The organism is Flavobacterium sp. RSSB_23 (assembly GCF_051547145.1).
GTDB lineage: Bacteria > Bacteroidota > Bacteroidia > Flavobacteriales > Flavobacteriaceae > Flavobacterium.
Window position 1 is genome coordinate 23,525 of the sequence record NZ_JBPTTO010000008.1, and the last position, 18,490, is coordinate 42,014.

The following is an 18,490-nucleotide window of genomic DNA, read 5'->3' on the forward strand; positions in this document are numbered from 1 at the left end:
ACAGCCAATAACTGCAAAAATAACGAATTTGAGCAATTCTTTTTTCAAAAATATAAGATGAAAAATGTAATCACTAGAAGAACATCTTTAGACGACTTGGAAAAGTTGCAAAAGATTGGGCGAGCAACTTTTGAAGAAACCTTTTCAGAATCGAATTCTGAAGAGAATATGAAAAGCTATCTAGAAGAAGGTTTCTCGAAAGAAAAACTAACAGCAGAACTGAACAACGCCGATTCTGAATTTTATTTTGCACTATTGAATGAGGAAGTTATTGGTTACTTAAAGGTAAATTTTGGAGCATCGCAGACCGAATTGAAAGACAATAAAGCGCTTGAAATTGAACGAATATATGTTTCAAAAGCGTTTCATGGCAAAAACGTTGGGCAACTACTTTACGATAAAGCAATCGAAATTGCGAAAGAGAAAGGTTCGGAATATGTTTGGTTAGGAGTTTGGGAAGAAAATCCAAGAGCGATACGTTTCTATGAGAAAAATGGTTTTGTTGCATTTGACAAGCACATCTTCAAACTGGGAGACGATGAACAGACGGATATAATGATGAAGTTACAACTGGTAAATTTAAAAAAGGAACAACTAACTCGACATACCAATTGAGCCATCATAGAGGTTATGGGATAATTTTAGTGTAACTTAAGAAGCGTTTTAAATGAAAAACTTTTCAGCTACAATTCAACCTCAACTCAACGAATATCGTATTTGCTATTTTAGGTCCCTACTCCCCTTTCTCCAAAAATAAAAAAGCTTTTCCAAGATATTTGATAATGGTCGAAGCGATAAACGATTGATAGCCTGTTTTGGGTAAAGCGATATCGGCTGTTAAGCCGTGCAAATAAACACCTAAGATTGCCGAATCAATTGGAGTATAGGATTGTGCCAATAAACTCGTGATTATTCCAGTTAGAACATCGCCACTTCCTGCTGTGGCCAAAGCTGGGTTACCAGTGGTGTTTTCGTAAAAGTCGTTTCCAAATACAATTTGGGTGGGTGCGCCTTTTAGCACCACAATTATTTGATACTGCTTTGCAAAAGCCATAGTTTTGGTTAGTTTCTCCTCATGACTCTGCCACTTCCCTATCAAGCGTTCAAGTTCTTTGGGATGAGGTGTTAATATCGATTCGGGTGGAAGAAGCGGTAACCAAGTTGGATTTTGTGCCAAAATATTGAGTGCATCGGCATCGACAACTAGTGGTTTTGTAGTAGTGGAAAGAAACTTATGCAATGCGTTTTGAGTCGCCACTTCTTGCCCTAAACCCGGACCAATTCCGACAGCGTTAGGAACTAAACTGAATGCTATTTCTGAAAGGTACTTTTCGTTTGTATCTGTAAGCACCATCACCTCGGGATTGGCTATTTGGAGTATTTCATAGCCACATTTTGGAACCAAAGCAGTCACTAAACCACAACCGGATTGTAAAGCCGCACGAGAAGCTAAGGTAATTGCACCAATTTTGCCATAACTGCCACCAATAAGTAACGCGTGTCCTTGAATGCCTTTGTGGGTATCGAACGGAATGGCCTTGTATCGTTTTCGAGCTTCGGAAAGGTCAATGTAAAGAGGAGTTTTCATTGGGCTTGGATTTGTACTAAAGATACGAAAGCCAAAAGAATTAATTGTTATGAATAGGAACACCTATAAAAAAATGAATCAACACAGATTACTCAGATTGCACAGATTTGTGTTGCCAAAATGAAATAGAAAAACACGAATTGCACCAATAGTCACGAAGGAAATGAGTCAACATAAACAAATTTGTGTTGCCAAATAAAAAAAACGCTCAGTCTCCTTTTTCAACAAGACTGAGCGCTTCGCACTAACAACTAATTTTATAATTTATTTTCAGTGTCGGTGAAGTTACCTGTGATTTTCACATTACTTCCTTTGGTCACTTTTCCATAAATGGTAATGGAAGAGCCTGAACCAACGAAAGTCAAATTGGAATTACTGTTTAAAACCAAATCACCATAAATCACTACAGCTCCCGATACTTTCATTTCGGCATTGCTATTAATTGTCAATCGGGTGTTTTGTCCATAACGCCCTTGACTTAATGTCCCACTCATTTCGAAAGTACCGTTGCTATTGAGGGTTAAATCATTTTGAACTGAAAGAGCACCACAATGAATCAAAGTTGCTTTAGAATTGACAATGATTGATGCTAAAGCAGTACTTCCTGAATAAGAAGCATTTTGATTAGAATTCAATATCAAATTGGAATTTCCAGTGTACGTTGGATAACCGGCGCAAGCAATTGGCTTGGATTTCCCTTCCATTTTTATGATTTTCAATCCTCCTTTTCCGCTAGCAACATAAATATAGTCTCCTTTTGTTTTTACATAATTGGACGAACCAACAATATCCATTTTACCTAACCAATCCAATTTATCATCTATTTTGTAAACAGAAATTCCAGCTGCACCATTGGCCACAAACGTTTTTTCATCATTAACAGAAACGGCATTGGTTACCACATCATTTGGGTCGAACACCCCTCCAATACCCGCTACAATTGGAAGCGTTTGCAACTTTTGACCAGTAGTTTTGTTGTACACTCCAACCCCACTAAATCCCTCGGCTACAATTAATTTTTGTTCGTATATATCCATAGTACGCTTAGCTTCTGGAACATCTACTGTGGTGGTAAAAGAGCGCAGCAAACTCGCATCGGATTCTTTGTAAACACTTACTCCTTTGGTACCGCTTAAAACAAACAACTCATTTTGGTCTAGCAATGCTGAACGCAAATCTGATTGCGCAACGCTGGCTTGTAGTAGATTGGATCCAATCGCATTTTTAAAAACTTTACCGTTATCGCCAGTAACAGAGAAAAACGCGTTACTATTTGCCACTATATCTGTTGTTACTTGTCCTTCAAGAGGTACTATAGTATAATTTTCTGTAAGCAATCCATTGTTTAGCTGCATTACAATAACAATTGCTGGACTAGTAAGCGTAGGGTCTTTATCAATATCTGTGGCTCCAGCTAAATACAATTTCCCGTTGGCATAAGTAAGCGAAGTGATATCGGTATTTTTGATTAAAGCTGAAGTAATAATTTTAGGTTTATAAGGATCAGAAACATCTATTACGTCTACCGCTCCTGAATAGATTTCTCCTTGAAAAGTATAAGCTACATAAGCAAATTTATCATTTACAGCTACGTGATTGGCTTGTAATTGTCTACCTGATTCGTCTTTTGGCGCATTAACCTCAGCAATTTGTACCAAAGGAAAATCATTACTCTCACTTAGTGTTTTACCAACAGCTGTCGCTTTATTTATACTAACAACACCTGAGTTTTCGAGACTTATTCTTTTACTCAACTCGGAAGTACTGTTATTAATATTGATTATGGAATTGGAAGAACCATTCGAATTTTGATCATCACTGGAGGAACATGATGCAAAAAAAAGGACGGCTACTATTGCTAAAATGGATAGTCTTGATTTCATAATTTTTAAAATTTAAATAGTGGTAGGTTCTATTTTGTTCTTCAGTTTTGTAGGTCAAAAAACACAATAAGCTGATTTTAAATTGTTTGCAAATTTACAAAACATATATATAACATGCTTTTGATTTAACATTATTAACTAAATGCTATGTTTTTTAAAGCAATTTTCTTAAATAAATCAAAATATTTTTTACTCCATTAACAAAATGTAATCTGAAAATAATGACGTGTAGTTTAGCCCTGATCGCAATGGCATCCTCTTGTAGCGTTTCTTTAAGCTACAAGAGATATAATGGAGAGCAGGACAAAACGTGAATAATAACGTGATTGTCTGCTCCTACAAAAAAGAATAAATGTTAATTTTATGCATTAAAGAAACTAACTGCAATTTAACCTTATCAAAAGAAATGAGTAAAAGCATTACCACACAAATCGCCTTACATTTGCAGCAAGTGTATTTTGGTGGGAATTGGGCCACCTCAAATTTTAAAGACCAATTGGCTGACGTGAGTTGGCAAGAAGCGAATTTTGCTTTGAAAGAAGGGAATAACATTGCCACCTTACTGTTTCATTGCAATTATTATATTGCTGGATTGATTCCGGTTTTGCAAGGTGGAAGTCTTGATATTAAAGACAAATTTAGCTTTGACAGCCCTAAAATTACTTGCGAAGCAGATTGGGAACAATTGAAAAATAAATCGTGGGAAGAAGTACAACTTTTTACGGCATTGATTGAACAATTGCCGGATAGTTGTCTTTTAGAGGATTTTGTAGAAGCAAAATATGGAAACTACTATAGAAATTTAATTGGTCTAATTGAGCATTGTCATTATCATTTAGGGCAAATTGCATTGCTAAAAAAGGAAGTAAAATCATAAAAAAAGGCAGTGAACCGAATCCATTCACTGCCTTAAGCTCAAAGTCATTTACCTTATTTGGTCCAAATTCCTCCTACGCCAGCTTCCCATAATTTTTTGTTGAAAGCAGGCAATTCTTGATTGAGGATTTGATTTCCTTCGGTTTTTAATTGTTGCCATTTGGTTTGGTATTCTTTCCACAAGTCCTTTACGGGTTGTGTCACTTTAGGGACAACGCTTTCGGATTGATTGATTAGGTATAAGAAATCGGCATTGAACTTATTGGGAAAGTTTTCTACATCATCATAAGCCTTTGATTTTCTTTGCACCATCAATTCATCCCAAGTTTTCATTTTCTGAAGCAATTTTTTCCCCTCTGCTAGTGTTGCAGCTTGTTCGGGATGCGTGGCCAATTGTGTTGTTAATGTGGCTAATTGCTGTTGTTTCGCATACAACGTATTGATTAACGTTTGCATTTCATTGAACGCTTGTTCCATGTCGAATTTAATCGCGTGGTATTCTTGATAGGCTTGGTCTGTGGCTTCAAACAAAGGATTGGCTAACACTTTAGCTTGAGAAGTCAATTCTTGCGTTGGTGTTTGGATTACAATCGTATACTCACCAGGACCAACTTTATGTCCTTCATAACTTCCTTCGATATATACATTTGGATTCCCAAGTAATGCCGCATATCGCAAGTCCCAAACGAATCGGTTAAGGCCTTTATTTTTAGACAGTACAGCATCCGCTTTTGGACCACCATCATAGGATTTGAATTCAGGATCCGCTTTTGAACTGAAAGTTCGAATCGTATTTCCAGCTTTATCCTTGATTAGAATTTTGACTTCATCCGTTTCTTTCAATTCAGGTAATTGATAATACAGTACCACTCCAGAAGCTGGATTTACACCTCGTGTAGTTCCCATACCTGTAAACTCGGCATCGGTTTGATCCAATTCGCTTCCGCTATTGGTTAAATAGGTTGGATTAGGATTGAAAATTTTGAAAGTGTCATTTTGGGTATTCCCTGATTTACTATCTTTCGCAAATTCACGGATGAGATTTAAATCGTCTAAAATCCAAAACCCTCTTCCAGAAGTTGACGCAATCAAATTGTTTTGATGTACTTTCAAATCAGTGATAGGTGTTAGCGGTAAATTCCCTTGAAAAGATTGCCAATGCAGTCCGTCATCAAAAGAAACAAATACCCCTAATTCGGTTCCGGCATACAATAGGTCTTTTACGGTGTCATCTTCGCGAACAACGCGGGTAAAAGCGTTCGCTGGAATTCCTTCGTTAATTTTTTTCCACGTTTTACCATAGTCTGTGGTTTTGTACAATCCTGGTGCGTGGTCATTGAACTTGTATCGTGTCGTTGCCACATAAGCAGTCGCCTTATCAAAAGGAGACACTTCAATGGCGTTGATTAGGCATTCTGCCAAATTAGCTGGAGTTACATTTTGCCAAGTTTTACCTCCATCTCTAGTTACATGTACCAAACCATCATCACTACCGGTATATATTACTCCTTTTTCTAGAGGGGATTCTTGAATATAACTTAGGGTTCCGTAGTTTTCAGCTCCAACGGCTTCATTAGTAAAAGGGACTCCTGGTTTTCCTTGTTTGCTTTTCTCGTTTCGGGTCAAATCAGGAGAAGCTTCTGTCCAACTTTGACCTAAATTTTCTGTTTTTAAAAGCAATTGAGAGCCGTGATAAAAAGTATTGGGTTCATGCCTACTTCTAATAATAGGCGCATTCCAGTTGAAACGGTATTTCATGTCTTTGGCATCGCGTCCTAAATACAAAATTGGCGCTGCCATAACGTTGGTACTGGTTTTGGTTTGCGTATCCAATACTTCGATGGTTCCTTGATAACTTCCACCCAAAACAAACCTAGGATTGGCGGGGTCAAAAGCTAAGAACGCACTTTCGCCTCCAGCCGAAGCAGTCCATTCTTTTTCGGATATGCCATAGCCATTTAGGTTTCTGCTGGCGATTTTAACCGAGGTATTATCTTGTTGTCCTCCATAAATATTGTATGGAAATTGGTTATCTACCGCTATTCGGTAAAACTGACCTGTGGCATAGATGTTTTGACTACTCCATGACTTGCCTTTGTTGAAACTAATCGCAGCTCCTCCATCATCAGCAATAATCATATTATTGGAGTTTTTAGGATTGATCCATAAATTGTGATAGTCGCCATGGGTTTTGGAAATGTCTTCCCAAGTTTTTCCACCATCAGTGGAGCGCATCGCTGGAGCACTCATTACGTAGATTGTATTTTCGTTATTCGGATCGATAAACAACTCGATATAATACCAAGCTCGTTGGATTAATCGATGATCTGTAGTCACCTGAGACCAAGATTTCCCAGCATCATTCGAGACGTACAATCCACCAGCTTCTTTTTCCCAATCGCTTTCAATTAGCGCGTATACTTTTTCGGGATTGGAAGGAGCTACTGCTATTGCCATTTTTCCCATTGCCGCAGGAAGCCCTTCTTTTAAAGGAGTCCAAGTAAGTCCACTATCAACTGATTTATAGAGACCACTTCCTGCTCCCCCACTTATCACTTGCCAAGGCTTTCTTCCGTGTTCCCAAAGGGCAGCATATAAAATTCTTGAATTAGTGGCATCCATAGAAAGTTCAACAGCACCCGTTTGATCGTTTTTAAACAATACTTTTTGCCAAGTATTTCCGCCATCTGTTGTTTTATAAACTCCTCTCTCAGAAGATTTACCGTAAAGTGCCCCTTGAGCCGCTACATAAACAATATCTGGATTTTTAGGATCAATACATATGCGAGAAATATGCTGTGTAGCCTCTAGTCCTATCTTTTTCCATGTTTTCCCAGCATCAGTACTCTTGTACATTCCATCACCATGATGGGTCATTACGCCTCTTACAGCGTGTTCGCCCATTCCCACATAAATCACATTAGGATCACTTTCGGCTACACTAATAGCGCCCACCGAAGTCGTTTTAAAAAAAACATCCGAAATAGGAAACCAACTTACTCCCATGTCTTGTGTTTTCCATAAACCACCTCCTGTAGTCCCCATATAATAGGTCGATGGATCTGATGTAACTCCAGTAGCTGTAACGGATCGTCCACCTCGAAAGGGACCAATAGAACGCCATTTGGCTGCTTTAAAATGAGCGTTTAAATCGGTTGCAACTGCAGTTTTGCCTTTTTGCGCCGATACAGCCGTGCTTAAAACTAGGAAAAGAATTCCTAAAAGAAGTTGTTTATTCATACGAGTACTATATTGTGTTGTTTCAAAAATAGACATTGTTTGGCTAACAATTGCATTCTTACTAAAAATCATTTTTTGCTATCTTTTAAATTTAAACTTGAGGTAACAGTGAATTCCTAAAAAACCTATATTTGAACTTTCTAAATCGATACTATAATGAAAGCGTCTTTTTCTCTATTACTGTTGTCTTCTTTGGTTCTTTTTTCATGTAAAAAAGAAGAAGAAACTGCCTCAAGCAACGAAAGAACCAATGTAGTTCCTTTTACACAAATGGCTGCCGCTCCTGCGACTGCTACTCCACCGACTACCTCAAATAATTCTGCCTATGTAGGAAAAGAAGAAAAAAAGGAAAGTGTCATGTATCAGTACAAGTACACTATGGTGAAGAATCCAAATGCGGTTGCTACAACGACCAAAATAGTTACTCCCCCTGGTATGAATCCGCCTCACGGACAACCTAAACATAGATGTGATATTCCAGTAGGTGCGCCATTGAACTCTCCAGTAGCCAAAACTGCTGCCGCTCCCAAAACCACAGTTGTTACCACTCCTGCTGTAGCCAATGGAAACAATGTACCCCCGCTTTTAGCAACTACACCAGAGGCTGCTCCAACTCCAGAAGGTATGAATCCACCTCATGGTCAACCAAAACACCGCTGCGATATTGCTGTTGGCGCTCCTTTACCCAAAGAATAATAATTCAAATATTAATTACAACTCATGATTACTCAAGCTACTATAGCAGATACTGCTGAATTATCGGCACTAATAAACTCGGCCTATCGTGGCGAAAGTTCCAAAAAAGGATGGACGACCGAAGCGGATTTACTTGAAGGAACGCGTACATCAGAAGAAGAATTAATTAGCATTATTGCTTCTTCCAATCATTATTTATTGAAATTTACCCGTGATGAAAAAATCATTGGAAGCGTCTTACTAATTGCAAAAAAAGAAGTGTTGTATTTGGGAATGCTAACCGTTTCACCAGAATTGCAAAATAGTGGGATTGGCAAGCAATTGCTACAAGCAGCTGAACAACTCGCACAGCAACTTGAACTTTCAAAAATTCAAATGACCGTAATTGGCATCCGAAAAGAATTGCTGGCTTGGTATATTCGAAACGGTTATGAAGATACAGGGTTGCGAGAACCTTTTCCTTTTGGTGAAGGAGATAAAGCCCTTACTACTGCACCGCTTGATTTTATAGTTTTGGAAAAAAAACTAACTTTTTAGAACGATTTTATTGGCGCTCCTAATTCCTTTTAAAAGGATTTACTGTACAAAATACATGTTCATTTTTCCTCGATTTTTAACCTCAATTGCTCCTCTGTATTCAAACTGAAATTGTTCTTTTACTAAGTCAAAAGTATTTTGAGATATATTGATTTTTCCAGGTTCAGAATTGGATTCCATCCGTGACGCTGTATTTACCGTATCGCCCCAAATATCATAGGCAAATTTTTTGGTTCCTACTACCCCAGCGACAACAGGTCCCGTGTTGATGCCAATTCTGATTTGAAAATGATTTTGAGCTTGTGTTTCTTTAGCACTTTCGGTAACAAATTTGATAATCTCTTGTGCAGCAAGAATCATTTTGTAAGCATGATCCTGTGTTTCAAATGGCAAACCGCCAGCACACATGTAGGCATCTCCAACGGTTTTTATTTTTTCTAAATCATATTTTTCTATTATTTCGTCGAATTTTGAAAAATAAAAATCAACCCGCTCCACTAATTTTTCAGGAGGTAATTTTTCTGCATAAGCAGTAAATCCAACAAAATCTGTGAATAAAACCGTAACCGATTCAAACTTTTTCGCCAATACTTTACCCGATGCCATTAATTCGCTCGCGGTTTCCTCGGGTAAAATATTTAACAACAAGGCATTGGATCGATTTTTTTCATTTTCAATGATTGCTTTTGTTTTTTTAATGAATTGGTATCTTCTAAAAAGACCAATTACCAGCACAATTATCAAAACAATTGCAACAACAGTAGCATAGATAATATTCTGTTGCTTTTTGGCTTTAAGTTGCTGAATTTCGGTTTCTTTCTCTAGCAGGTTCACTTGAGCTTGCTTTTTAGACACTTCAAAATTGGTTCTTAAATCGGCCAATTCTTGAACGGTCTTAATGTTGCTTACACTGTCTTTATAAGCAACATAATTTTTGAAGTACGATAATGACAAGCTACTTTTTTTGGTCATTTCGTACAATTTGGAAAGCTGCAAACTTGCACTGCTGATTTGATCTTTATAACCGTTTTTTGTGGCTAATTGATAACTTCGATTGGCTGCCTTAATTGCCTTCTCTAATTTTTGCTCTTTGGTATAGATGTCGGATAAGTGAATCAAATATTCCGAAATACCATAAAAATCTTCAATAGTTTCTAGGGATTGAATGGCGTGGGTTAAATTGTTTTCGGCCTCTTTGTTGTTGCCTTGTTTAAAATAAATCACCCCCATATTTCCAAGTGTATAAGCAATTCCGCTGGTGTAGTCTGCTTTTTTGAAATACTTACCTGATTCAGAAAAATATACTAAAGCTTGCTCTAATTGGTTATTTTTTAAATACTCATCGCCTAGATTGGATAAGGCAGAAGCTAATTTTAAAGGTTCATTAGATTTTCGCAAAATTACAATCGCTTTTTCATAATAGGCGTATGCTTTTTTTGTCTCTTTCATTACTGAAAAAACATTAGCCATAGCCATATAACTCACTCCTTCTCCCACTACGTTTGCGGAGTTTTGAGCAATTTTTATTGCCAACATAAAATCGCTTAAGGCCTCGTGAAGGTTTCCTTTTAGTTTGAGTTTGCTTCCTCTTAGGTAGTACCCTCTAAAGAGATACAAGTTATTCTTTTCCTTTTTGGACAATGCAATTAACTCATTACTATATTTAATTGCCAATGATAAATCATTGAGCTCGTTGAATGCTAAATTGCGAAGTAATTCTAGCTGTGTAGCCGTAGCATTACCTCCTTTTTTATAAATAATAGCCAAACTGTCGGCTACTTTTTGATTTTGAGCGTACAAAGGCATACCCAGAACCAATAGTATAAAAAATAGCGCAACTCTCGCTTTACCTGAAATTTTGGAAAGAGTAGTCAATAAAATAAGCGTTTAGATTGTATCAGGATTGATTTCCAGTTTAGGAGTAACCCCCGGATTGTTCGGATTAATTTCAACTTTAGGGTCAATTAAATAGGATTTTGATTCCTCTTTGTAATGCACTGAAAAATGGATTTTATATACGTTTTGTTTTCCAATTAAACTTTCTCTGTCTTTAACCGTGGCAACTACATTACCTGAAACCCCTCCTTTACCAATAATGGTCAAATCATCGGATTCGTCATTTCCAAAACACATTTCAAAATCATCGTTGCTGGCATCTAAATCATAAACAACTTTGTCAATGGCAATAGAATACCAAGCATCATCGGTTACCCCTTCCCATTCTACTTCTTGGGTAAGATACACATTTGACAAAAAATCTTGTATGTTTCCACTCTCTGAAAAACCACCGTTATCGTCTGACAAATAACAACGTTCGTGTATGTCCTGCTGTGTAGGATTCGACATTTGAAACAATCGGCTTGCTTCTACATTCAACTGAATTTTTACTCTTTTACCCATTTTGATACTATTTTTAATTAAACACTAGTCAAAGCCAAGATAGTAAGTAGGTTAAGAAACTGATTTTTAGATAGATAAAACTATTTCAATCAAAGATACACTTTTTTAGTTAGTCCTTTTCAATTCTGCTTTTAAAACCAAACTTTTTAAAGGAACACACCATAAAAAAACAATTAATTCATTGTTTACAAGTACATTACAAAATAAATAAGTACATTTATATCATAAAATAGTCAAAACATGATGTCAAACTCAGTCCTAATTGATTGGAAAGAAATTCTTCATCCAAAAAACATTTTACTCAATTTAATAGGTGTTGCATTTATAGTAGTTGCGTTAAAGGGGTTTATGATTCCTAATAAATTTTTGGATGGTGGAGTAATTGGCGTTTCTATTTTAATTCACGAAATCACACATTGGCCTTTTGGTATTTTAGTACTTCTATTGAATATTCCCTTTTTGTTTTTAGGACAACGATTATTGGGGTTAACGTTTGCCATTCAAAGCCTTATTACATTTGTTCTTATCGCTGTAGGTATGACAATAATCGAATTTGATGCTGTAACCTCTGACCGCCTTTTGATTGCCTTATTTGGAGGTTGTTTGATTGGTGTTGGAATGGGATTGTGTATCAGGAGTGGTTCAGTAGCAGATGGTATGGAGATAGTAGCGTTATTAACCACAAGAAAAATTGGGCTTAACGTTTCTGAAGTTATTTTTGCTATGAATAGCTTGCTTTTTTTAGCGGCAGCTTGGACATTTGGAATTGCAACTGCCTTGTATTCTATTGTTACTTATTTTTCTGCGGTCAAAGCTTTAGATTATATTTCGCACGGGGTTGAACAGTACACCGCCTTGCATATTATTTCTGCTAAAAGTGAAGAAATGAAAGAATTGGTCGTTCAAAAACTTGGCAAAGGCATCACAGTAATTAAAGGCGAAAGAGGCTATCTACCAGAGAGTTTTGACGTAAAGTCCTCTTGTGATATAATAGTAACCATTGTAACGCGTTTGGAATTACTCAGAATCAAAGACGAAATAAAACTAATTGACCCACAAGCCTTTACCTATATACAATTCATAAAAGAGGCAAGTGGAGGCATTTTGAGACTCAAACACAAGCATTAACTACGGATTCCTAAATTGAAAAACAACAATTACTTCTCTACTTTTCAGTTGCATTATTTTAGTGTACAGCATTGAAAATTCAGTCTTTTATCACTACTATTGTTTGAAATAAATTCGTCTAAATGAAACTAGAAATCAAACAACCTTGGATTACTTCGGGCTATACCATTTTTGCCAATGAAGGTCCAAAAGGACTAAAAATAGAAGTCTTAGCGAGAGTGGTTGCCAAAAATAAATCTTCCTTTTACCATCATTTTGCCGATGTCACCATTTTTACAGAAGAACTATTGCAGTATCATTTGGTCCAATCCAAAATTATTGCCCAAAAAATAGCCCAATGCAAAAGCATCAATCCTGATTTAATAGAAGTATTGCTCGAAGTAAAAACCGATATTTTATTCAATCGTCAATTGCGAATTCATAGGGATATCCCTAGTTTTCAAAACTGTTTTATTGAAGCGAATCGTCCAGTCGAAGCTGCTTTTTTAGACATTTGGGCTGAAGCACTTGGACTAAAAACCAATCCAGCACTCGCCAAGATGATACTGAATTTGACCATAGAGAATTTTTACCTTCAGATTACCGAAAAGAATTTAAATGCAACTTGGCTTATTAATTATCTCAACGAAATTAGAGCGATGGTGCTTGCATTGGACCCAAAATCATAACTTTTAAACGGTAACGTCTAAAAAACCATTAAAAATTACACCAAGTTTGTATACTATTCATTCCTTTCCTGTGAACTATGAAAAATACCAACTGGACCTATTTATTTGTATACATTACCCCTATTGTAGTACTCCTTTCGTTATCGTCAACAACGTATTGGTCATTTTTTGCGGTGTTTTTTGTATTTGTTCTTGTTCCTTTTCTTGAATTATTTACCAAAGCCAGTAACCAAAATCTCAACGAAGAACAAGAAATCATTGCTGCTAAAAACAAATTCTATGACTGGATTCTCTTGGGTTTGGTTCCCTTACAATACTTCATTTTAATGTACTTCTTAGAAAAAGTAAGTACTCCCAATCTCACTTTACTTACTCAATTTGGTCTGACTTCTGCTTTTGGTATTTCTTGTGGTGTTCTTGGTATCAATGCCGCTCATGAACTTGGACACCGAAGTTCTAAAACAGTACAAACATTGAGTAAATTATTATTGGCGACCACGCTCTACATGCACTTCTTTATTGAACATAATCGAGGGCATCACAAGAACGTAGCAACAAACGAGGACCCTGCTTCTAGTAGATATGGGGAAACAGTTTATGCTTTTTACCTAAGGTCCATTTACAAAGGTTGGCTATCTGCTTGGGATTTAGAAAAGAAACGATTGCAGCTCAAGCAACAATCGTTTTGGAGTATCCATAATGAAATGCTCCAATTTCAATTGATACAACTCACTTTTATCCTTTCAATTATTTTCATTTATGGAATTCAGACTGCTGTGTTTTTTACAATAGGTGCTTTTATTGGCATATTGCTTTTAGAAACCGTAAATTATATCGAGCACTATGGTCTTAGACGTTCACGAAAAGGAGAACGCTATGAAAGAACACTTCCGGTACATTCCTGGAATTCTAATCATCCGTTGGGCAGGATTTTATTATTGGAATTATCCAGACATTCCGACCATCATTATATTGCAAGCCGAAAATATCCGCTTTTGCGCCATCACGAACAAAGTCCGCAGATGCCAACGGGTTATCCCGGAATGATGTTACTTTCCTTCATTCCACCCCTATGGTTTTTAGTCATGCACAAGCAACTGCAACACTATACTAATCAACAAATAAAGTAATTATGAAAGAGCAAGCGCTGTCACAAAAATTAGATTGTGATTATGTAGTTATTGGCAGTGGTTTTGGAGGTTCTGTTTCAGCATTACGCTTGGCTGAAAAAGGGTACAAAGTAGTTGTCATAGAAAAAGGAAAATGGTTCAACAAGCCCGAAGATTTCCCTAAAACCAATTGGAATCTCAGAAAGTGGCTTTGGCTGCCTCAACTAAGTTGGTCGGGATTACTGAAATTAACCTTTTTTAGACACGTTGCTGTTCTGAGTGGCGTTGGAGTTGGTGGCGGTTCTTTGGTTTATGCAAACACACTTCCTGTACCCAAAAGCCCCTTTTTTAAGTCAGGTTCTTGGAAAACTTTATGCGATTGGGAAGAAGAATTGGCTCCTTTTTACACTTTAGCCAAAAAAATGCTAGGTGCCGAAAAACATCCTTATACCAGCAAAAGCGAAGTTGTCATGCAAGAATTGGCTAACGTACTGAACCAGCCTTCCGCTTTTGAAAAAACAGATGTTGCGGTATACTTTGGTCAACCTAATGTTACACAACCGGCCCCCTATTTTGAAGGAAAAGGTCCTGATAGAACGGGTTGCATTCAATGCGGAGGGTGTATGTTGGGTTGTAGACACAATGCCAAGAATACTTTAGATAAGAACTATTTGCATCTAGCGCAACGCTATGATTGCAAAATAGTAGCCAAAACATTAGTCTATGATGTCATCCCTTTAAATCACGACGGTAGTGATGGATATGAAGTGCTCTGTAAAGATTCACTTTCCCTATTTCCGAAAAAGAAAAAAATCAGAACAAAGGGCGTTGTTTTTGCTGGAGGAGTGTTGGGTACTTTAGGGTTATTGCTCCGACTACAATCGACCTCGCTCCCCAACTTATCAACAACAGTAGGCAAAGGCGTTCGTACCAATTCGGAGAGCTTAATTGGAGTCACAACTTTTGACAAAACAACAAATTTCTCTAAAGGAATTGCAATTGGTTCTATCGTACACCTTGATGAAAACCGACATATAGAACCTGTAAAATATTCTGAAGGCTCAGGATTTTGGCGATTACTAATGGCTCCAATGATTCAAGGCTCTACTTTGCTTAGTCGAATTTTTAAAATGATTAAAGCAATTTGTCTTGAGCCACTAGCCTATCTAAAGACGTTTTTTGTATCCGATTGGAGCAAACGAACACAAATATTGCTTTATATGGAAAGCATTGATTCAACCTTAAAAATGCAGTTGTCTCAATTCGGGCTACTAAAAACAAATATAGACGAAGGCAAACCACCCACTGCATTTAATCCAGTCGCTCAAACTTTAGCAAAAAAAGTAGAAGGTATTATCAACGGCAAAGCAATGGTAATAAGTACCGAAGCCTTGTTCGGAATTCCGACCACGGCACATATATTAGGAGGCGCTTGTATGGGCAAAGATGCTAATGAAGGTGTAATCAATCAAAACAATGAGGTTTACAATTACAAAAACATGCTCATTTGTGATGGTAGTATGATTTCTGCTAATATTGGTGTCAATCCAAGTTTGACGATTACAGCTATTACAGAAAGAGCCATGAGTATAATCCCTCCAAAGCAAACAAATCAGAACATTTAAGTTAAATCATTAACATATTGAAAAAAATTAACATTTTTTGCCTATTTTAGCAATAGAAGTTCCCCCTATTTGATGTTAAAAATTCACAAAAGATGAAATTTTATTGCTATATCTTTTTTTTACTTTTCGCCATAAATACCCAAGCACAATTTTTTCGAAAAAAGAAAAAAAAGACCATACAATACGAAAACATCATCATTAGTGATTCTGCTACACAACACTTAGTTAATGCCATTCAATTTGAAACCGTTTCCAAAAGAGATTCCTTGACCTTTTACAACGGAGAGTTCAAAAAATTTAAGGATTTCCTTAAGGCAACCTATCCCTTGGTTTTTGAAACATGCACAGAAATTCCCTTCAACTCCCGCTCCATTCTATTAAAATGGGAAGGTACTAATCCCTCTTTAAAACCAAATTTATTTATGGCGCACCAAGATGTTGTGCCTGCAAAACACCAACAAAACAAGTGGCAATTCCCCCCATTTGGTGGAGTAATCAAAGACGGACACATTTACGGACGCGGTACGCTCGATGACAAGTCTTCACTTATAGGTTTACTGGAAGCCGCAGAATATGCCCTCAAAAACAATTTTGAACCCCTAAGAACTACTTATTTTGTTTTTGGAGATGATGAAGAAACCTATGGCAATGGTGCTAAAGAAATTGCCGATTGGTTCATAAAAAATAAAATCGAATTTGAATTCATACTCGACGAAGGCCCAGGCGTTGGACTGGACATTATTCCAGAAGTAGCCAAACCCATTGCCTTTATTGGTATTGCCGAAAAAGGATATGCCACCGTAGAACTAACCGTGAACCAAGAAAGTGGTCATTCCTCTATGCCTTCAAAACATACCGCTATAGGCATATTAAGCCAAGCAATAGCCAATATAGAGAACAAACCTTTTCGGGCGCATTATCATGGATTGGCAAAGAAAATGTTTGATGAAATTGCCCCTGAAATGGATTTTTCAAAAAAAGTGATTTTTAAAAATAGTTGGCTTTTTAGTGGCATGATTAAAAAAGAACTGTCAAAAAAATATTCGACCAATGCTTTGATTAGGACTACAGCAGCAACTACTATGTTTTCATCTGGTGAGTCCGAAAATGTCCTTCCGCACAAGGCTTCTGCAACGATAAACTTCAGATTGATTCCAGGTGATTCTATCAAAGATATCATGCCTTATCTAAAAAAAGTAATTGATAATCCAAAGGTAAAAGTAAGCTTTAAAGGAGAAGCCGTTAACGCCTCACCTATTGCCAAAAAAAAATCTGTGGGTTACCGTGCCTTGGAGAAAAGTTGTAACGAAATTTTTCCAAAAACCCTAGTTGCCCCCGTTTTGGTTATTGGTTCCACTGACTCTCGTCATTTCAACCTTACTTGCAACAATATTCTTCGGTTTATCCCTATGCACTTTAGCAATGCCGACTTAGAACATATTCACGGATTTGACGAACATGTTGAAATAAAAAATTACCACAATATGATTCGATTTTACATACGATTATTTCAAAATCTTAATGATTTTTAATTTTATTGCTAATAATTTAAAACTTAGACCAAATTCGTTGATTGAATATCCTTAGCAATTCTTTGCCACGAGAAATAAAATCAATAAATTAGCCCCACTAAATTTTATATAAAAAACACAATGAAAAATACCGCGCTTACGCACATACACGAAGGTTTAGGAGCAAAAATGTTACCTTTTGCAGGGTATAATATGCCAATTCTTTATGAAGGAGTAAATGTAGAACACGAAACCGTTCGTAACGGGGTGGGTGTATTTGATGTTTCGCATATGGGTGAATTTTTTCTTTCAGGACCTAATGCTTTGGCTTTGATTCAAAAAGTAACTTCAAATGATGCCGCTACCTTAACCATAGGTAGAGCTCAATATTCTTGTTTGCCTAATAATGAAGGTGGAATCGTAGATGATTTAATCATTTACAAAATGGAAGAGGAAAAATACCTTTTGGTGGTTAATGCTTCAAACATTGAAAAAGATTGGAATTGGATTTCATCTCATAATGATTTAGGAGTAGTAATGGAAAATCTTTCTGATGATTATTCGTTATTAGCTATACAAGGACCAAAAGCCGTTGAAGCTATGCAATCATTGGCTACAATTGATTTGTCTGCGATTGCTTACTATCATTTTGAAGTAGCGGAATTCGCTGGTTTTAATGATATAATCATCTCTGCAACAGGCTATACTGGTTCAGGAGGATTTGAAATCTATTGCAAGAATGACCAAGTTGAAACTATTTGGAACAAAGTATTCGAAGCTGGTGCAACTTTTGATATCAAACCAATCGGTTTAGCGGCGAGAGATACTTTACGTTTAGAAATGGGATTCTGTTTGTACGGAAATGACATCAACGACACTACTTCACCTCTTGAAGCTGGTTTAGGATGGATTACCAAATTCACAAAAGAATTTACGAATTCAGAAAACTTAAAAAAGCAAAAAGAAGCTGGAGTGACCAAAAAACTAGTAGCTTTTGAAATGCAAGAACGCGCCGTTCCAAGACATGATTACGAAATCGTAGATGCTTCTGGAGCTGTAATCGGAATTGTAACTTCTGGAACGATGTCGCCTTCTATGAACAAAGGTATTGGTTTAGGCTATGTAACTACTGCCAATAGTGCTATAGATAGCGATATCTTTATAAGAATTAGAAAGAACGATGTACCAGCCAAAGTGGTAAAACTTCCTTTCTACAAAAAATAATGTAT

General features: G+C 36.8%; 15 protein-coding genes. 10 read left to right on the forward strand and 5 right to left on the reverse strand.

Annotated features, from left to right (window positions below):
* The first annotated feature begins 57 nt into the window (after positions 1–57).
* A complete protein-coding gene (locus ACSVH9_RS12410) occupies positions 58–615 on the forward strand; it encodes an N-acetyltransferase family protein (protein WP_438063990.1) in 558 nt (185 codons plus the stop codon).
* Positions 616–733: 118 nt separating this feature from the next.
* Here ACSVH9_RS12410 and ACSVH9_RS12415 read toward each other — a convergent pair whose 3' ends face one another.
* Together ACSVH9_RS12415 and ACSVH9_RS12420 are read right to left on the reverse strand one after the other, a co-directional pair.
* Complete coding sequence (locus tag ACSVH9_RS12415) at positions 734–1,588, reverse strand: NAD(P)H-hydrate dehydratase (protein ID WP_438063991.1); 855 nt, start codon at positions 1,586–1,588, stop codon at positions 734–736.
* A gap of 257 nt (positions 1,589–1,845) precedes the next feature.
* Positions 1,846–3,471, reverse strand: a complete 1,626-nt coding sequence (locus tag ACSVH9_RS12420; RefSeq protein ID WP_438063992.1) for a hypothetical protein — start codon at positions 3,469–3,471, stop codon at positions 1,846–1,848.
* 406 nt (positions 3,472–3,877) lie between these two features.
* Between ACSVH9_RS12420 and ACSVH9_RS12425 the strand changes: the two genes are divergently transcribed.
* The gene (locus tag ACSVH9_RS12425) at positions 3,878–4,348 is read left to right on the forward strand and encodes a DUF1572 domain-containing protein (RefSeq protein WP_438063993.1); all 471 of its coding nucleotides are present in this window, start codon (positions 3,878–3,880) and stop codon (positions 4,346–4,348) included.
* Positions 4,349–4,401: 53 nt separating this feature from the next.
* Here ACSVH9_RS12425 and ACSVH9_RS12430 read toward each other — a convergent pair whose 3' ends face one another.
* Positions 4,402–7,587 carry a VPS10 domain-containing protein gene (locus ACSVH9_RS12430; protein WP_438063994.1) on the reverse strand — a complete coding sequence of 1,062 codons (3,186 nt, stop codon included), beginning with the start codon at positions 7,585–7,587 and terminating at the stop codon, positions 4,402–4,404.
* A gap of 156 nt (positions 7,588–7,743) precedes the next feature.
* Here ACSVH9_RS12430 and ACSVH9_RS12435 point away from each other — a divergent pair, with 156 nt between their 5' ends.
* Both ACSVH9_RS12435 and ACSVH9_RS12440 read left to right on the forward strand, forming a co-directional pair.
* Positions 7,744–8,283, forward strand: coding sequence for a hypothetical protein (locus ACSVH9_RS12435; protein WP_438063995.1), 540 nt, complete (start codon positions 7,744–7,746; stop codon positions 8,281–8,283).
* A 24-nt stretch (positions 8,284–8,307) separates the two neighbouring features.
* Positions 8,308–8,820 (forward strand): GNAT family N-acetyltransferase, encoded by a 513-nt coding sequence (locus ACSVH9_RS12440; protein ID WP_438063996.1) that lies wholly within the window; start codon positions 8,308–8,310, stop codon positions 8,818–8,820.
* 39 nt (positions 8,821–8,859) lie between these two features.
* Here ACSVH9_RS12440 and ACSVH9_RS12445 read toward each other — a convergent pair whose 3' ends face one another.
* Both ACSVH9_RS12445 and ACSVH9_RS12450 read right to left on the reverse strand, forming a co-directional pair.
* Complete coding sequence (locus tag ACSVH9_RS12445) at positions 8,860–10,695, reverse strand: adenylate/guanylate cyclase domain-containing protein (protein WP_438063997.1); 1,836 nt, start codon at positions 10,693–10,695, stop codon at positions 8,860–8,862.
* A gap of 12 nt (positions 10,696–10,707) precedes the next feature.
* Positions 10,708–11,220 carry a hypothetical protein gene (locus ACSVH9_RS12450; protein WP_438063998.1) on the reverse strand — a complete coding sequence of 171 codons (513 nt, stop codon included), beginning with the start codon at positions 11,218–11,220 and terminating at the stop codon, positions 10,708–10,710.
* Positions 11,221–11,460: 240 nt separating this feature from the next.
* Here ACSVH9_RS12450 and ACSVH9_RS12455 point away from each other — a divergent pair, with 240 nt between their 5' ends.
* The 6 genes from ACSVH9_RS12455 (at position 11,461) to gcvT (ending at position 18,485) form a co-directional block, all read left to right on the forward strand.
* Positions 11,461–12,348: a YitT family protein gene (locus ACSVH9_RS12455; RefSeq protein ID WP_438063999.1), complete on the forward strand. Its 888-nt coding sequence runs from the start codon at positions 11,461–11,463 to the stop codon at positions 12,346–12,348.
* A gap of 122 nt (positions 12,349–12,470) precedes the next feature.
* Positions 12,471–13,016 carry a hypothetical protein gene (locus tag ACSVH9_RS12460; protein WP_438064000.1) on the forward strand — a complete coding sequence of 182 codons (546 nt, stop codon included), beginning with the start codon at positions 12,471–12,473 and terminating at the stop codon, positions 13,014–13,016.
* A 77-nt stretch (positions 13,017–13,093) separates the two neighbouring features.
* On the forward strand, positions 13,094–14,146 hold the full coding sequence (locus ACSVH9_RS12465; RefSeq protein WP_438064001.1) for an alkane 1-monooxygenase: 1,053 nt from the start codon (positions 13,094–13,096) through the stop codon (positions 14,144–14,146).
* 2 nt (positions 14,147–14,148) lie between these two features.
* Complete coding sequence (locus tag ACSVH9_RS12470; protein WP_438064002.1) at positions 14,149–15,750, forward strand: GMC oxidoreductase; 1,602 nt, start codon at positions 14,149–14,151, stop codon at positions 15,748–15,750.
* A gap of 92 nt (positions 15,751–15,842) precedes the next feature.
* Positions 15,843–17,282 carry a M20/M25/M40 family metallo-hydrolase gene (locus ACSVH9_RS12475; protein WP_438064003.1) on the forward strand — a complete coding sequence of 480 codons (1,440 nt, stop codon included), beginning with the start codon at positions 15,843–15,845 and terminating at the stop codon, positions 17,280–17,282.
* A 120-nt stretch (positions 17,283–17,402) separates the two neighbouring features.
* Positions 17,403–18,485, forward strand: a complete 1,083-nt coding sequence (gene gcvT / locus ACSVH9_RS12480; protein WP_438064004.1) for a glycine cleavage system aminomethyltransferase GcvT — start codon at positions 17,403–17,405, stop codon at positions 18,483–18,485.
* Positions 18,486–18,490: the final 5 nt, after the last annotated feature.

Excerpts from the sequence above, each read along its gene's own strand:
- ACSVH9_RS12470 (WP_438064002.1), top strand. The coding sequence starts at position 14,149 with ATGAAAGAGCAAGCGCTGTCACAAAAATTAGATTGTGATTATGTAGTT.
- ACSVH9_RS12475 (WP_438064003.1), top strand. The coding sequence starts at position 15,843 with ATGAAATTTTATTGCTATATCTTTTTTTTACTTTTCGCCATAAATACC.
- ACSVH9_RS12410 (WP_438063990.1), top strand. The coding sequence starts at position 58 with ATGAAAAATGTAATCACTAGAAGAACATCTTTAGACGACTTGGAAAAG.
- gcvT (WP_438064004.1), top strand. The coding sequence starts at position 17,403 with ATGAAAAATACCGCGCTTACGCACATACACGAAGGTTTAGGAGCAAAA.
- ACSVH9_RS12420 (WP_438063992.1), bottom strand. The coding sequence starts at position 3,471 with ATGAAATCAAGACTATCCATTTTAGCAATAGTAGCCGTCCTTTTTTTT.
- ACSVH9_RS12430 (WP_438063994.1), bottom strand. The coding sequence starts at position 7,587 with ATGAATAAACAACTTCTTTTAGGAATTCTTTTCCTAGTTTTAAGCACG.
- ACSVH9_RS12460 (WP_438064000.1), top strand. The coding sequence starts at position 12,471 with ATGAAACTAGAAATCAAACAACCTTGGATTACTTCGGGCTATACCATT.
- ACSVH9_RS12425 (WP_438063993.1), top strand. The coding sequence starts at position 3,878 with ATGAGTAAAAGCATTACCACACAAATCGCCTTACATTTGCAGCAAGTG.
- ACSVH9_RS12450 (WP_438063998.1), bottom strand. The coding sequence starts at position 11,220 with ATGGGTAAAAGAGTAAAAATTCAGTTGAATGTAGAAGCAAGCCGATTG.
- ACSVH9_RS12465 (WP_438064001.1), top strand. The coding sequence starts at position 13,094 with ATGAAAAATACCAACTGGACCTATTTATTTGTATACATTACCCCTATT.
- ACSVH9_RS12440 (WP_438063996.1), top strand. The coding sequence starts at position 8,308 with ATGATTACTCAAGCTACTATAGCAGATACTGCTGAATTATCGGCACTA.
- ACSVH9_RS12435 (WP_438063995.1), top strand. The coding sequence starts at position 7,744 with ATGAAAGCGTCTTTTTCTCTATTACTGTTGTCTTCTTTGGTTCTTTTT.
- ACSVH9_RS12455 (WP_438063999.1), top strand. The coding sequence starts at position 11,461 with ATGATGTCAAACTCAGTCCTAATTGATTGGAAAGAAATTCTTCATCCA.
- ACSVH9_RS12415 (WP_438063991.1), bottom strand. The coding sequence starts at position 1,588 with ATGAAAACTCCTCTTTACATTGACCTTTCCGAAGCTCGAAAACGATAC.